This is a genomic window from Pseudomonas fluorescens, from assembly GCF_900636825.1.
GTDB classification, from domain to species: Bacteria; Pseudomonadota; Gammaproteobacteria; order Pseudomonadales; family Pseudomonadaceae; genus Aquipseudomonas; species Aquipseudomonas fluorescens_BG.
Window position 1 is genome coordinate 3,547,073 of sequence record NZ_LR134318.1, and the last position, 14,790, is coordinate 3,561,862.

Below are 14,790 nucleotides of genomic sequence, written 5' to 3' on the forward strand. Positions count from 1 at the left end.
GGAGGTACTCATGCCAGTCGATATCAGCCGTTTGATGATCACTACCCCTGTCGCGGTTTCCGCCACCAACCCAGTGGCTCTCGAACTGATGGGCAGCGACGCCCTGAGCCGTTTGCCTGAAGTGGTCAGCCGCCTGCCGGATGGCAGCATTCGCTTCAGCGCACCGACGTTGGGGGCGTCGAGCAAAAGCACGCATCGCACCCGTTGCGAGTGGAAGGAGCCGATCTACTGGTCGCTGGAAAGTGCAGCGACGCACGTTAACCGGCAGACCATGACGTTGCTGCAAGTCAATTCCGCGCAAAAAGTGGTGATTGCGCAAATGCACGTCAAAGGCGACGACAGCCCGGCAATCAAGGTGTTCTGGAACAAGAACCGCATCACCTGGGGCTTTCGCCAGACCTTCAATCAGGCGGAACCGGTGAATAGCACCATTGCCAGCAATATCGCGCTCAATGTGCCGTTCACAGTGGAGATCAATGTGAACTCGGCCGGACGCGTACTGGTGGCGGTCAGCAGCAATGGCGTCACCGCCTCGACACCCGCCATGCAACTCGACAGCAGCTGGGCCGGACAACGGTTCGACTTCCATGGCGGCGTTTACAACCAGATCGATTACAGCGCCACCACCGCCGCGAGCGATGGCTCGGTGTGCATCATCCACGATTTGCTACTCAATCATGCTGCGGCTTGAACGCTGCTCAGAGGGAGATTTTTCATGACCGATACTAAATCACGCGCCGAACACAGCACCGATATCGCTGACAAGCAGTTGCAGATCGATGATCGCAAGGACGGCCTGACCGATGACCAGCGCGCCAGCCGCGAAACCGATTCAAAGCAGAGCGGCGCAAGAGTTCAGCCAGGTCCAGCGGACCGCGACCGCGATGCACAGAGTTGATGGCAGCACCGCTTGTCGGGACACGCAAAAACAATCCAAACGATCTAGCGGTTTCGGTTATCGGAATTAGTGTCCGTAGCGTTTACGGACGGCAGTGAACCTTCATTAATGTTGGAGAACTATCATGACTACCGGTAATAAAAATCAGGGCAATGATAAAGCTTCTTCTGATAGCGGCAAGAAAGGCGGCCAATCGGGCGGCGGCAATAGCGGCAACTTCGCCAATGACCGCGAAAAGGCCTCGGAAGCCGGCAAAAAAGGTGGCCAGTCGAGCCACAGCGGCGGACGCAAGTCTTAAGCCGCAACCCTGGGGGCGGCACTGCTGCCCCTTTTTCATGACCAACGAGGCCAATCATGGAAAGCATCATCGAACATACGTGTTGCGCTGCGCGTCCGGAGAAAGCCGAAGAAGCGGCTCACGAGTGTGAGTCGACTTCACTGCCAGGCGCCGCGTTGAGTGATAGCCCTGTTGAACATCGCGCGCAAACGTCGACAACCGGCCGCAATGAGCGGGTTGCCACGCAAGGTGCCTGCTATGAACACCGGCAAGGCAGTGGGCAATCGGAGCGCAGTTCCACGGCCACGCATAGCCGTCAGGTCTGCGAACGCGGCTCTTGAGACGCTCGCCCCGCCCGCACATTCAGCTAGCCTTATCAACTCACACCAAACGAGGTGCCCCACCCTTTTTTTTGCGAGGTGACTCATGCCTGTTCACGTCATCAACTTCACCGCCCCGATCAACTCGGCCACCTGCGGCCAACTGATCGAAAAGGCCTCGGCAGCGGTTCAGCAAAACGCATCCAGATTGATCGTCAACATCGCCACCATGGGCGGTGAATGCAGTTACGGTTTTACTCTGTACAACTATCTGCTTTCGCTACCGATCCCGGTGCACACGCACAATCTCGGCACGGTCGAATCGATGGGCAATATCATTTTTCTTGCCGGCGAACACCGTTCGGCCTGCATCCATAGCAAGTTTCTTTTTCATCCGTTTCACTGGCACGTACAGGGTTCGGTCGATCACTCGCGCATGTCCGAATACGCGATGAGCCTGGATTACGACCTCGACTTGTACGCGCGCATTGTCGCCGAGCGCACCGTGGACGCTCAGGAGCCACTGGAGACGGAAAAATACCTGATCGCCGCGCCGCGGATCATCAATCCGCAACAAGCGCTTGATTGCGGCCTGATACATTCGATCGAAATGCCCCATATGGACGCGCATTCAGTGACCTCGACGATCCACTCCTGACGCCTGCGCATTAGGTCATCAGCAGAGCCTTGCTGGTTTCAATCGACGGGATGGCCACTTCCGCGCGCTGATTCTCCAGCCAATGACGGGTTCTGTTGATGTCGAAGATCTGTCCTTCGTCGATCATCGACAGGATCAATTCGTCGGAAATGCGGTAGCGCCCACAGTCCGGGCAATCTCGCTCCTCCCAAGGCCCGGAGCAGTGAATACGCTGCGCCGCGCCGACACAAATCAGACAATTCATCTTCATCACCCTTCTTATTGACGCCGGCCGCTTTGCGCGGCCGGGCGAGTGTTTTATCGGTGGCTGCTTGTCGGTATTCCCGCAGGATCAACGGTCTGCTTCGGCAACGACGTCGCCTTTGCTTAATCGTTTGCAGTCGAACCGTTGGCGCCGGGTTCGAGCTTGACCTTGATCCAGCCCGATTGATGGGTGTCAAAGGCTTTGAACGCCGAGATCGCGTCCGTGAGCGGCTCGTCCTGGGTCAGGATCCGTGACGGGTCGACGCGCCCGGCGAGGGTCATCTCGATCAGTTTGGGAATGTATTTGCGGTGGTGACAGTTGCCCATGTTGATGCGGATATTCTTGTTCATCGCCGCGCCGATCGGGAAGCTGTCGAACCCTGCCGGATAGACACCGATGATGGAAATCGTGCCAGCCTTGGCCACGCATTCGACGGCCCACTGCAGCGCTTGGGAAGGCTCGTCGCCCGGCTGCCATTGCGAACGCTGCTGGCCGTGATCATGCGCATGATCGGCGTCGATACCCACGGCATCGATGGCGCAGTCGACGCCGATATCGGCCGTCAGACGCGCGATGGTCTTGACCGGATCCTCCTTGTCGAAATTGATGCATTCTGCCCCGAGCTCACGTGCCCGAGCGAGGCGGTCGTCGAGGCAGTCGATGGCGAATACCCTGCCCGCTCCCATCAATCTGGCGCTGACGATCGCGAACAGACCGACCGGGCCACAACCGAGCACGGCCACGGTGTCGCCATCCTTGATCTGCGCCATTTCCGCGCCAAACCAGGCGGTGGGAAAGATGTCCGACATGGCAATGGCCTGGTCGTCAGTAATCTCCGGCGGCAGTTTGATCAAGCCGATGTGTGCGAAGGGAATGCGCGCCTTTTCCGCCTGCAGGCCATTGAACGGGCCGGTGTTTTTGGGCCCGCCGAAGAATGACGTGCCGGCGGTTTTGCCGTTGGGGTTGGCAACGTCGCATTGGGCGAAATAACCGGCGCGGCAGTACGAGCAATTACCGCAGGCGATGGTCGAGGGAATCAACACACGGTCGCCGATCTGCAAATTGCGCACGTCTTCGCCGAGCGCCTCAACGATGCCGACCGCCTCATGGCCGAGAATCGTTCCGGGCTGCATATCGGGCGCGCTGCCACGGATGAAGTGCAGATCGGTACCGCAGATCGCCGATGCGGTGATCCGCACGATGGCGTCCGTCGGCGCTTGCAACGTCGGCTCCGGCACTTCGTCCAGGCGGATGTCGCCTACTGCGTGAAATACAACGGCTTTCATGGTTCCACCTCCGCACGAATCAAGGGTTCTAATTAAGTGGAAACGCGCAGCAGGCCCAAGGTTTCATCAAAAAAACCTCGCTCCGGACAAATGGTAATCCGGCCCTGCATGAACCGCCGAACGCAGCGATTTATTGATCCTGATGCTGCTCGGCGAAAAACCATCCGCTCAGCAATTACGTTGAATTTTTCCAGCGGCAACCGACTCCTTTGGCTATTAGTAATAGAACCGGAATCCGCCGTTTCGGCTTACAGACCGATCTCAATCGCATGAGTGAAGCCGCGTGAAACGGCCGCAGAAAGCTGCAAAGGAGGCGTCATCATGATTTCAACCACATCGACCGACTCATTTACATCCTCCGAGGACGACGAGCCTGCACGGATCAACGCGTTGTTTTTCGAAGCGGACAGGCTTGAGGAAATCGCCTACCGACTCTTTGATGAAAGCAGCCGAAACGCCGCCACCTGGGAGCATTTCAACGAGGCCAAAGCCAGCGCCGACGCCAAACGCACCGAAGCATTTCAAGCCTTCATGGCGCTGCGCCGGCGTCAGCGATAACGCGTCGTCAGCCTTTGCTGTGCTCGGGAGACGACGGCCCTTCCTTGATCCCGCGAGGGCCGGCGATGCCCCAGACGATCAGGCCCAGCACCGGGAAGACGATCAGGCCGATCGCCCAGGCGGCTTTGGTGCCAACCGACTTCTGGCTGCGAAACACGCTGATGATCGCCCACAGGTCGACCAGCAGAATGATCACAGCGACACCTATCGAGAAATAACTGGTGGCTTCGTTCATGGCGCAATCCTCCGTAGTGGGTAATCAATTGAGCAACGAGCCCTTGAGCGCGTTCAAAAAAATTCCACCGCCGAGCTTGTGACGCCTCGCCAGAACCACCGCGTCGGCAGGCTCATGTCATTTTTACTTACACCTTTTGTCGCGCTGTCCGACGCCGCGCGGCGATCCGCGGCCGTCGTCTGGTCTCAGTTTGGTATCATGCGCCGCTTTTACGGTTAACCCCCCGCCAGTCGTACCGGCTGACGGGCTGCAAAGGGCGGTATCAGATGACGGCTTTGTTGACTCGGCGCAAAGTGCTTGCGGGAATGGGCGTACTCGGTCTCGGCCTGCTTGCCGGCTGCGATACCCGTGGCGAACTGTCGTATAAATACGGCAAGGATCTGAGCGACAAGATCCTCGGCCGCACCTTCAAGCTGAAGAATACCGACGGCGAAACCATGTCGCTGTCGAGCTTTCGCGGCATGATGCCGATGATTTTCTTCGGCTTCACGCAATGCCCGGCGGTCTGCCCGACCACGCTCGCCCGCGCGGCGAAAATCAAGAAACTGATGGGCAGGGACGGCGATCGCTTGCAGGTGATTTTCATCACCCTCGACCCAGAACGCGATACGCCGCAAATCCTCGACGCCTACATGAAAGCGTTCGATCCAAGCTTCGTTGCGCTGTACGGCACGGTTGAGGAAACCAAGGCCACCGCCAAGGAATTCGACGTGTTCTACGAGAAAGTCCCGGCCGGCGACACCTATACCATCTCGCACACGTCCACCAGTTACGTGTACGACTCCCGCGGCGGTCTGCGCCTGGGCCTGTCCACTTCACTTTCGGCAGAAGAATGCACGGAAGATTTGCTCACCGTTATGGAGGTTTGCTGATGCATCCAATTTGCAACAAGATCAAACGCGCCGCGCTGGCTCTGTCACTGATGGGCCTGGCGTTTCAAGCGTCGGCGCAGACTCGGATCGACGACGCCTGGGTGCGTGCCACCGTGCCGACCCAGACCGCCAGCGGCGCATTCATGACCGTCACCGCCGATAGCGACAGCAAATTGCTCAGTGTTGCTACCCCGGTGGCGAAGGACGTGCAGATTCACGAAATGACCATGAAGAACGACGTCATGAGCATGGGCCCGGTGAAGTTCGTCGAGCTGCCGGCGGGCAAAGCCGTCAAGCTGGATCCGAACGGTTACCACGTGATGCTGATGGGCCTGACGGCTCAGTTGAAAGAAGGCGACAGCGTGCCACTGACCCTGACCGTGGAAAACGCCAAGGGCGAGAAAGAAACCATCGAGGTCAAAGCACCGGTTCGCGCGCTTACGAATATGGAAGGCCACGATCACAGCAAGATGCATTGATCGCTGACGGTCTTAAACAACAAAGGGCGGCTTGATGATCAAGCCGCCCTTTTCATTGAGCTTCATTTAACGTATCCCGCCTGCTCAACCGTTACCCGGCAATGCTCTGGGCACGCTCTGGCGGGTCATCCCTGCAAATCTCTCTGCCTCAGCTACCCGAGCCGCTGTGTGCCTCTTCAAAGAAGTAATCCTTCCAGCTGCCCGCCTTGTTTTTCAGTACGCCAAGTTCCTGCAGTTTTTCGGCATAAATGAACGTGCGCTGCGGTACGACCGTGAAATCGATTTCCGGGTCCTTGACGATTTGTTCGACCAGCGCCAGCGGTAACTTCGACTGCTCGACGCGAATGTAAGCCTGGGCCGCAGCGGGTTTGTCGGCCTTGATGATCTCTTCGGCTTCGGTCAGGGCGTCGTAGAACGCCTTGTAGGTTTTCGGGTTTTCATCGTGGAATTTCTCCGTGGTGTAAAGCACATTGAACGTCGCCTGACCGCCGAGAATGTCGTAGGAGCTCAAGACTTTGTGCACCTTGGGATTCTGCAGTGCCTGGTATTGGAACGGCGGGCTGGAAAAGTGTGAGTTGATCTCCGAACCGCCGGCAATCAGCGCCGCCGTGGCATCGGGGTGCGGGAGGCTGACCGAGATGTTGTCGAACTTCTTGTATTGCTCATCGCCGAATTGCTTGGCAGTTTCGATCTGCAAGGTGCGTGACTGGAAGCCCACGCCCGCTGCTGGCACGGCAATGCGATCCTTGTCGCTGAAATCCTTGAACGTCTTGATGTCCGGATTATTGGTCAGCAAATAGTTAGGCATCGAACCGAGCGCGGCGATGGCTTTGACGTTCTGCTTGCCCTTGGTCCGATCCCACACCGTCAGCATCGGTGGCACACCCGCCGAGACTACATCGAGGGAACCGGTGAGCAATGCTTCATTCATCGCGGTGGCGCCGGAGATGCTGTTCCAGTCGACCTTGATGTCCAGACCCTGGGCCTTGCCGTGCTTCTCGATAAGCTGCTGATCGCGCACCACATCGAGAATCAGATAACCGATGCCGAATTGCTGGGCGATGCTGATCTCGCCTTCAGCCTGCGCGCCAGTGCTGAACAGCGCACTCGCTGCCAGAGACGCGGCCAACAGAGTCAGTGCGGAACGTTTGAACGGTGTGGCCATGACAACCTCGCAGCAGAAAGTGGTGTGCTGAAAAGCCCGACTCTATCGCTATAAAAAATAGAAATTAAATATCTTTATGGAATATGCATAGCACGCCGATGTGGGCATGATCCGGGCCTCCGGTGGGAGCTTGCCCTGCAAGCGATTTCAGCGTCGTCGCGACGCAACACCATTCAAACATTTTCAGAACATTCCGAGCCCCCACCCTTGGTATCATCGCCCACACTTTTATGACGATTTAATGGCTGGAAGGTCTTTTTTTTGTGAGCGCTCTTTTTCATCGGTTACGACAGCCCCATGGCCGCCTGTTCTCTCTAGTATTTCTGGTGCTGATCGTGCCGGTCTGCCTGCGTGCGGCATTAGGTTGGTCGACGCCGGCAGGGTATCTGTCGGATCTGGCTGTCGGCAGCTTGCTGTTGGTGGTATTGCATCGCCGCGCGTGGTGGCTGGCGCTGCCGGTACTGCTGTTCTGGGCGCTGTTGGCCATAGCGACAGCTGAACTCGTCAGTGCGGTAGGCCGATTGCCGACGCCTTCCGACTTCCATTACCTGATCGACCCGCAGTTCGTGGAGAACTCCGCCGGTGGCGGCCTCGCTCACCCGGCCATCGGCATTACGCTGTTTTTCGCCCTCGCGTTTTGGCTACTGACCCAACTGACCGCGCGTGGAACGCCGCGCACCTCCCTGCCCCGCACACTCTGGAGCGTGCCGCTGGTGTTGTTCGCCGCGCATTGGGCCATGCAGAACCAATGGCCTAGCGAAGAAGACCCTTGGCGCCAGTACAACCTGCCCCACCAGTTGCTCGCCGCCGAGGTCGCCGATCTGCAGATTCAGGCCGAGGAATGGCTCGATGGCGATGTCGAAGAGCCGGCGCCTGCGATGGCGGGACTTACTGACGTTGACCTCAACGGCCAGTCCTTGCTGACCGCGCCGGGTCAGGCGCGCAACGTGCTGATTATCGCGCTGGAGGGCATCCCCGGCGCCTACATTCGTGCCAATCGCGAGGCCATCGGCAGCCGCTATCATGAAGACCTGATGCCCAACCTCAGCCGCTGGGCCGAGCGCGGCATGAATACGCCGGATTACGTCTTGCACACCCACCAGACCATTCGCGGCTTGTACGCGATGCTCTGCGGCGATTACGACAAGCTCAACAATGGCACGCCCAAAGGCGTGGAAATGCTCACCCTCAACGATCGCAATCAGGCCTGCCTGCCGGCGCAGCTGCGTGATCATGGCTTCAGCACCCATTACCTGCAAGGCGCCGGTCTACGCTTCATGGCCAAAGACAAAATCATGCCGCACATCGGTTTCGATGCCACGCATGGCGTGGAATGGTTCACCAACAGCAACTATCTGGAATTTCCATGGGGCAAGGATGACAAGGCGTTTTTCGAAGGCGCGCTGGACTATGTCGGCCAACTGAAAAAACAAAAACAGCCGTGGATGCTGACCTTGTTGACCGTGGGCACGCATCAACCCTACTCCGCGCCGGAAGACTATCTGCAACGCTATGAAACGCCGAAGAAAGCCGCCGTGGGCTATCTCGATGATGCGCTGGATCGGTTTCTCAGTGGCCTCGAACGTCAAGGTCTATTGAAAAACACTTTGGTGATCATCACCTCCGACGAGTCTCACGGCATCGATGGCGTGCGTCTGGCCTCTTCGTGGGGTTTCAACCTGACGCTGGCGCCAGAGCACGAACAGCTGCCGCGGCTTAACAAAGGGGTCTATGGCCATGTCGATCTGAGCACATCGATCCTCGATTACTTCGACCTCCCGGTGCCCTCCGCGCTCAGTGGGCGTTCGCTGTTCCGCGACTACGACAGCGGGCGCGAGATCATGTCGTTCACCAACGGCAAGCTGCGCTATCACAACGGTCAGGGGATTTTCTCCGAGTGCGATATGCCGCGCCGCTGCCGCTACTACGAAAGCCCCGGCTTCATCGCCGACAGCGCCATCTACAAAGGCAACTACAGCGGTCACCCGGCCCGGCAGATTGCCGCGCGAGCCGATGCACTGGATCTGTCGTTGCTGCGCACCCCGCTTAATCATCGTTACCAGTTCGGCAGCACCAACATCATCCCGCTGCGAGCGCAGATCAAGGATGACTGGGCCGACAACCTGATCGGCGCGCAATATCTGGAGATGCCCAAGGGCTCGCACACTCGCGTGCGTTTGACCGTGCGTTCAGTCGATCCGCAGCAAGCCGCGTACATCCAGCTCAAGGCCAAAGAATTCGAACAGGACGTGCAACTCGGGTTGCCGGCGGAGATGGTCGCCACGGCCGATCAACCCCTGGAGATGGATTTCAGCTTCGACAATCCGCAACCGCGCAAAGCGTTCTCCTTCCACTTGTTGGGTTATGGCCAGGGCGCGGTCGAAGTCACCGACTTCAGCGTCATCACCCAATTGCCTGGTCAGGACGACATCCTCGACGAAGTACCCGAGGACGACGCCGCCCAATCCAGCTAACCCATGCAGGAGCTGCCGCACTCTGGGGCCGCTCTTGCATTGCGCCATGAGAGAGTTTGCCTATCGGTGTCCAATAGTCGGGCTATTAGCTGACTTGCCAACTCGGGTCTAGCCTTACCAGTCCGAAGTCGGCACGAGCCGGCCGTAGACGACCTGATAGGGACCCGAACATGGCAAACGAATCGAAATGCCCGTTCAACCACGCCGCCGGTGGTGGTACGACAAACCGTGACTGGTGGCCGAATGCACTCAACCTGAAAATCCTCAGCCAGCACTCACCCAAGTCGGACCCGCTGGGCCAGGACTTCGACTACGCCAAAGCCTTCAAAAGCCTCGACTTCCAAGCTCTGAAACAAGACATCAAAGCGCTGATGACCGACTCCCAGGACTGGTGGCCGGCTGACTTCGGCCACTACGGCCCGCTGTTCGTGCGCATGGCCTGGCACAGTGCCGGAACCTATCGCACCGCCGACGGCCGTGGCGGCGCTGGTTCAGGCCAGCAACGCTTTGCGCCGCTTAACAGTTGGCCGGACAACGTCAGCCTCGATAAAGCACGGCGCCTGCTGTGGCCGATCAAGCAGAAATATGGCCGCAATATTTCCTGGGCCGATCTGATCGTGCTCACCGGCAACGTCGCGCTGGAATCCATGGGCTTCAAGACCTTCGGTTTTTCCGGTGGCCGCGCCGATGTCTGGGAACCGGATGAAGACGTTTACTGGGGCTCGGAAACCGAGTGGCTGGGCGGCGATAATCGCTATGGCAAGAGCAATGGCCCGGTGCAAGAGCCCGGCGACGGCACGCTGGTGGCGGAACCGGATCTGCATGGCCGCGAGGAAAGTCGCACCGATCAAGGTGAGCGCAATCTGGAAAATCCTCTCGCCGCGGTGCAGATGGGTCTGATCTACGTGAACCCCGAAGGCCCTGAAGGCAACCCGGACCCGGTCGCATCCGCCAAAGACATCCGCGAAACCTTCGGCCGCATGGCCATGAACGATGAAGAAACTGTGGCGCTGATTGCCGGCGGCCATGCCTTCGGCAAAACCCACGGCGCCGGCCCTGCTGACAATGTCGGCGCCGAGCCAGAAGCGGCGGGCCTGGAGCAGCAAGGTCTGGGCTGGAAAAACACCTTCGGCACCGGCAAGGGCGCCGACACCATCACCAGCGGCCTCGAAGTCACCTGGACCACTACGCCGACGCAATGGAGCAATAACTATCTGGAAAACCTGTTCGGTTTCGAGTGGGAGCTGACCAAAAGTCCTGCGGGCGCCAATCAGTGGCAACCGAAAAACGGCGCCGGTGCCGGCACCGTCCCCCATGCACACGATCCGAACAAAAAACTCTCGCCGACCATGCTCACGTCCGATCTGGCGTTGCGTTTCGACCCGGCGTATGAACAGATCTCGCGGCGCTTCCTCGCCAATCCCGATCAACTCGCCGACGCCTTTGCTCGCGCCTGGTACAAGCTGATCCACCGTGACATGGGCCCCCTCTCCCGTTACCTTGGCCCGGAATTGCCGCAAGAGGAGTTGCTTTGGCAAGACCCGCTGCCCGACGTGACGCACCCGCTGATCGATGACAGCGATGCCTCGGCGTTGAAGAACAAAGTACTCGCCTCGGGGCTATCGGTATCGCAACTGGTCTCGACCGCGTGGGCGGCCGCTTCGACCTTCCGAGGCTCAGACAAGCGCGGCGGCGCCAACGGCGGGCGTTTGCGTCTGGCGCCGCAGAAGTTCTGGCAGGCCAACCAACCCGAGCAATTGGACAAGGTGCTGAGTACGCTGGAAGGCATTCAGAACGAGTTCAATGGCGCGGCAGCGGGTGGCAAGAAGATCTCGCTGGCAGACCTGATCGTGCTGGCCGGCAATGCCGGTATCGAAAAAGCGGCGCAAAACGCCGGGCACTCGGTGTCGGTGCCATTCTCACCGGGCCGCGTCGATGCTTCGCAAGAGCAAACCGACGTCGAATCGTTCGGCTTCCTCGAACCGATCGCCGATGGCTTCCGCAACTACAGCAAAGGCAAATACACGGTTGCCGCTGAAACATTGCTGATCGACAAGGCGCAATTGCTCACCCTCACGGCGCCGGAAATGACCGTGCTGCTGGGTGGCTTGCGGGTGTTGAATACCAATGTCGGGCAGACCAGGCATGGTGTCTTCACCGATAAAACCGACACGCTGAGCAATGATTTCTTCACCCATTTGCTGGACATGGGTGTCGAGTGGACGCCGACGTCACGGGATGCCGATGAGTTCGAGGGACGTGATCGCAAGACCGGGACAGCGAAATGGACGGCGACCCGGGTGGATCTGGTGTTTGGCTCCAATGCCCAACTGCGCGCATTGGCCGAAGTCTATGCCAGCGCGGACGCGAAGACACAGTTCGTTAATGATTTCGTCAAAGCGTGGACGAAGGTGATGAGTCTGGATCGGTTTGATCTAAGAGGCTGACCCCCTGTAGGAGCTGCGGAACGCTGCGATCTTTTGATCTTCAAAATCAACAGATCGCAGCCTCGTTGCACTCGACAGCTCCTACAGGGCACTGCCTGAGAAGCTGAAAAAACACACCGCCCCTGTAGGAGCTGCGGCACGCTGCGATCTTTTTATCTTCAAAATCAACAGATCGCAGCCTCGTTGCACTCGACAGCTCCTACATTTGATCGGGTTAGGCCAAGCTCTTGCTCACCACTTCATACACATCGCTGGACAACGACCCCGACGCCAGAATCCGCTCCAGCTCACCCTTCATCAATGCCTGACGCGCGCTGTCGTATTTGCGCCAGCGGGTCAACGGCGCCAGTTGGCGCGAGGCGATTTGTGGGTTGAAGCCGTTGAGTTCGATCACCAGATCCGCAAGGAAGCGATAACCCGAACCATCTGCCGCATGGAAGTTGATTAGATTCTGCCCGGCAAACGCACCGATCAGCGCCCGCACCTTGTTCGGGTTCTTGATATTGAACGCCGGGTGCTGCATCAACGCCTTCACCCGCTCCAGCCCGCCCGGCAACGTACTGCCGGCCTGGACGCTGAACCACTGATCCATGACCAGCGGATTGTCCTTGAAGTGTTCGGCGAAACTCGCCAGCGCGAGGGCTTTCTGCTCTTCGAATGGCGAGTTGACCAACACCGCCAGCGCAGTCAGACGCTCGGTCATGTTGTCGGCACTTTCGAATTGCTCCAGCGCCGCCGCCAGTACTTCCGGCTTGCCGCTGAGCATCAGGTACGACAAAGCAATGTTCTGCAGCGCGCGGCGGGCGAAGTGCTCGGCCTCGGCCACGTATGGGGTTTTCTTCGACAGGTCGCGGTTGGCCTGATAACGCAGCCACAGCGCCTCAAACAGACCTTCCGCCAATTGCTTGCGGGCAAACTCGCGAGCGATGTGGATCGCCTCGACGTCAGCCACTTCACTGATCTCGGTGAGATACGCTTCACCCGGCAGCGAAAGCATTTCTGCCACCATCGCCTGATCCAGCGACTCATCCGACAAGACCGTGCGCAACGCCGACACCAAACGCGGGTCGAGTTGCAGGCTTTCGCCCTTCTGCTGCTGGCCGATCAGTTCCTGCAGTACCTGCACCGACAGTTGCTGACCAGCATCCCAGCGGTTGAAGCCGTCGCTGTCGTGCTGCATAAGAAACATCAGCTGATCGCGGTTGTACGGGAAGCTCAGTTTCACCGGCGCGGAGAATCCGCGCAGCAGCGATGGCAGCGGCTGCTCGTTAATGTCGAGAAAGGTGAACGTCTGCTCGGCCTCGGTCACCGAGATCACCCGGGTGGTGCCCTGCGCCGACGCTTCACTACTCAGGCGCAGGGCGATTTCGTTGCCCTGGCTGTCGAGCAGGCCGAGTTCGACCGGAATCACGAACGGCAGCTTTTCCACTTTGTCCGGGGTTTCCGGGCAGCTCTGGCGGAAGGTCAGGCTGTAGGTTTTCGCCGCGGCATCGTAAGACTCGCTCACCGCCAGACGCGGCGTGCCGGCCTGGCTGTACCAGCGCTTGAACTGGGTCAGGTCGACGCCGTTGGCATCTTCCATCGCCTTGATGAAGTCATCACAGGTCACCGCTTGGCCGTCATGGCGTTCGAAGTACAGATCGCTGCCCTTGCGGAAACCTTCGGCGCCAAGCAGCGTGTGGATCATGCCGACCACTTCCGAACCTTTTTCGTACACGGTCAGGGTGTAGAAGTTGGAAATCTCGATGAAGCTGTCCGGGCGCACGGCATGCGCCATCGGTCCGGCATCTTCGGCGAATTGATGGGTGCGCAGGTAAGCGACATCCTGAATGCGCTTGACCGTGGCCGAGTTCATGTCCGAAGAGAAACCGGCATCGCGGAACACTGTGAAGCCTTCCTTGAGCGACAACTGGAACCAGTCGCGGCAGGTCACACGGTTGCCCGACCAGTTGTGGAAGTACTCGTGGGCGACGATCGCCTCGACGCGCTGGTGTGCCGCATCAGTCGCGGTTTCGGCGCGGGCCAGTACGGCGCTGGAGTTGAAGATGTTGAGGCCTTTGTTCTCCATCGCGCCCATGTTGAAGTCGTTGACCGCGACGATCATGAAGATGTCCAGATCGTATTCGCGCCCGTAGACCTCTTCGTCCCAGCGCATCGACTTCTTCAGGCTGTTCATCGCGTGCTGGCACTTGTCGATGTTTTCCGGCTCGACATAGATGCGCAGCGCGACGGTGCGCTGATTCATGGTGGTGAAGGTGTCTTCTACGCACCACAAATCACCGGCGACCAACGCAAACAGATAGGCCGGTTTCTTGAACGGGTCTTCCCAGGTCGCCCAGTGCCGGCCGTCTTCGCCAGGGCCCGAGGCGATCGGGTTGCCATTGGAGAGCAGCACCGGATAGCTGTGCTGTTCGGCCACGACCGTGGTGGTGAACTTGCTCATCACGTCCGGACGATCGAGGTAATAGGTGATCTTGCGAAAGCCCTCGGCCTCGCACTGGGTGCAGAACATGGTGCCGGATTTGTACAGGCCTTCCAGCGCGGTATTGGTCTCCGGGTGGATGCGCACGCTAGTGTCGAGGGTGAACGTTTCGCTGGTCGGGTGCAGGGTCAGGTGGCTGTCGGAAACCTGATAGTCCGCCGCGCTCAGTTGCTGGTCCGCCAGCGCCACCGACAGCAGCTCCAGTTGCTGGCCGTCGAGTACCAGCGGCGGCAGGCCGGCGCCACGCTCGGGGTTGCGGCGCATCACCAGTTGCGCGTGAACCAGGCTGTGGTCCTCGAACAACTCGAAGGTCAGGTGCGTTTCGTCGATCAGGTACTCGGGCGCCTGATAGTCCTTGAGGTAGATCATCTTCGGTTGTTCGGTGCGCATGCTGG

15 protein-coding genes are annotated in these 14,790 nt (G+C 59.0%); 10 read left to right on the plus strand and 5 right to left on the minus strand.

The window, feature by feature from the left end; all coding sequences use genetic code 11:
• The first annotated feature begins 10 nt into the window (after positions 1-10).
• From EL257_RS15960 to EL257_RS15980, 5 genes are all read left to right on the plus strand, one after another.
• Positions 11-691 (plus strand): polysaccharide lyase family 7 protein, encoded by a 681-nt coding sequence (locus tag EL257_RS15960; RefSeq protein ID WP_126364215.1) that lies wholly within the window; start codon positions 11-13, stop codon positions 689-691.
• 24 nt (positions 692-715) lie between these two features.
• Entirely contained in the window at positions 716-898 is a 183-nt protein-coding gene (locus EL257_RS15965) for a hypothetical protein (protein WP_126364217.1), read from the plus strand.
• 124 nt (positions 899-1,022) lie between these two features.
• Positions 1,023-1,196: a KGG domain-containing protein gene (locus tag EL257_RS15970; protein WP_126364219.1), complete on the plus strand. Its 174-nt coding sequence runs from the start codon at positions 1,023-1,025 to the stop codon at positions 1,194-1,196.
• A 56-nt stretch (positions 1,197-1,252) separates the two neighbouring features.
• Complete coding sequence (locus EL257_RS15975) at positions 1,253-1,516, plus strand: hypothetical protein (RefSeq protein WP_126364222.1); 264 nt, start codon at positions 1,253-1,255, stop codon at positions 1,514-1,516.
• A gap of 85 nt (positions 1,517-1,601) precedes the next feature.
• Positions 1,602-2,153 carry an ATP-dependent Clp protease proteolytic subunit gene (locus tag EL257_RS15980; protein ID WP_126364224.1) on the plus strand — a complete coding sequence of 184 codons (552 nt, stop codon included), beginning with the start codon at positions 1,602-1,604 and terminating at the stop codon, positions 2,151-2,153.
• Positions 2,154-2,163: 10 nt separating this feature from the next.
• Here the strand turns inward: EL257_RS15980 and EL257_RS15985 are convergent, their stop codons facing one another.
• Both EL257_RS15985 and EL257_RS15990 read right to left on the minus strand, forming a co-directional pair.
• Complete coding sequence (locus EL257_RS15985; RefSeq protein ID WP_126364226.1) at positions 2,164-2,397, minus strand: hypothetical protein; 234 nt, start codon at positions 2,395-2,397, stop codon at positions 2,164-2,166.
• A gap of 122 nt (positions 2,398-2,519) precedes the next feature.
• Complete coding sequence (locus EL257_RS15990) at positions 2,520-3,683, minus strand: zinc-dependent alcohol dehydrogenase (protein ID WP_126364228.1); 1,164 nt, start codon at positions 3,681-3,683, stop codon at positions 2,520-2,522.
• A gap of 273 nt (positions 3,684-3,956) precedes the next feature.
• Between EL257_RS15990 and EL257_RS15995 the strand changes: the two genes are divergently transcribed.
• Positions 3,957-4,241 carry a hypothetical protein gene (locus tag EL257_RS15995; protein ID WP_126364230.1) on the plus strand — a complete coding sequence of 95 codons (285 nt, stop codon included), beginning with the start codon at positions 3,957-3,959 and terminating at the stop codon, positions 4,239-4,241.
• Between the two features lie 7 nt (positions 4,242-4,248).
• On the opposite strand, the gene EL257_RS16000 is transcribed toward EL257_RS15995, so the two are convergent.
• Positions 4,249-4,476 (minus strand): PLD nuclease N-terminal domain-containing protein, encoded by a 228-nt coding sequence (locus tag EL257_RS16000; RefSeq protein WP_126364232.1) that lies wholly within the window; start codon positions 4,474-4,476, stop codon positions 4,249-4,251.
• Positions 4,477-4,742: 266 nt separating this feature from the next.
• Here EL257_RS16000 and EL257_RS16005 point away from each other — a divergent pair, with 266 nt between their 5' ends.
• A complete protein-coding gene (locus tag EL257_RS16005) occupies positions 4,743-5,348 on the plus strand; it encodes an SCO family protein (protein WP_126364234.1) in 606 nt (201 codons plus the stop codon).
• Positions 5,348-5,827: a copper chaperone PCu(A)C gene (locus EL257_RS16010; RefSeq protein ID WP_126364236.1), complete on the plus strand. Its 480-nt coding sequence runs from the start codon at positions 5,348-5,350 to the stop codon at positions 5,825-5,827. Before EL257_RS16005 ends, EL257_RS16010 begins: the two co-directional genes overlap by 1 nt.
• Before the next feature lie 148 nt (positions 5,828-5,975).
• On the opposite strand, the gene EL257_RS16015 is transcribed toward EL257_RS16010, so the two are convergent.
• Positions 5,976-6,992: an ABC transporter substrate-binding protein gene (locus EL257_RS16015; protein WP_126364238.1), complete on the minus strand. Its 1,017-nt coding sequence runs from the start codon at positions 6,990-6,992 to the stop codon at positions 5,976-5,978.
• 263 nt (positions 6,993-7,255) lie between these two features.
• Between EL257_RS16015 and EL257_RS16020 the strand changes: the two genes are divergently transcribed.
• Together EL257_RS16020 and katG are read left to right on the plus strand one after the other, a co-directional pair.
• Positions 7,256-9,466 carry an LTA synthase family protein gene (locus EL257_RS16020; RefSeq protein ID WP_126364240.1) on the plus strand — a complete coding sequence of 737 codons (2,211 nt, stop codon included), beginning with the start codon at positions 7,256-7,258 and terminating at the stop codon, positions 9,464-9,466.
• Positions 9,467-9,636: 170 nt separating this feature from the next.
• Entirely contained in the window at positions 9,637-11,913 is a 2,277-nt protein-coding gene (gene katG, locus EL257_RS16025) for a catalase/peroxidase HPI (protein ID WP_126364242.1), read from the plus strand.
• 214 nt (positions 11,914-12,127) lie between these two features.
• Here the strand turns inward: katG and pepN are convergent, their stop codons facing one another.
• On the minus strand, positions 12,128-14,785 hold the full coding sequence (pepN, locus tag EL257_RS16030) for an aminopeptidase N (protein ID WP_126364244.1): 2,658 nt from the start codon (positions 14,783-14,785) through the stop codon (positions 12,128-12,130).
• Positions 14,786-14,790: the final 5 nt, after the last annotated feature.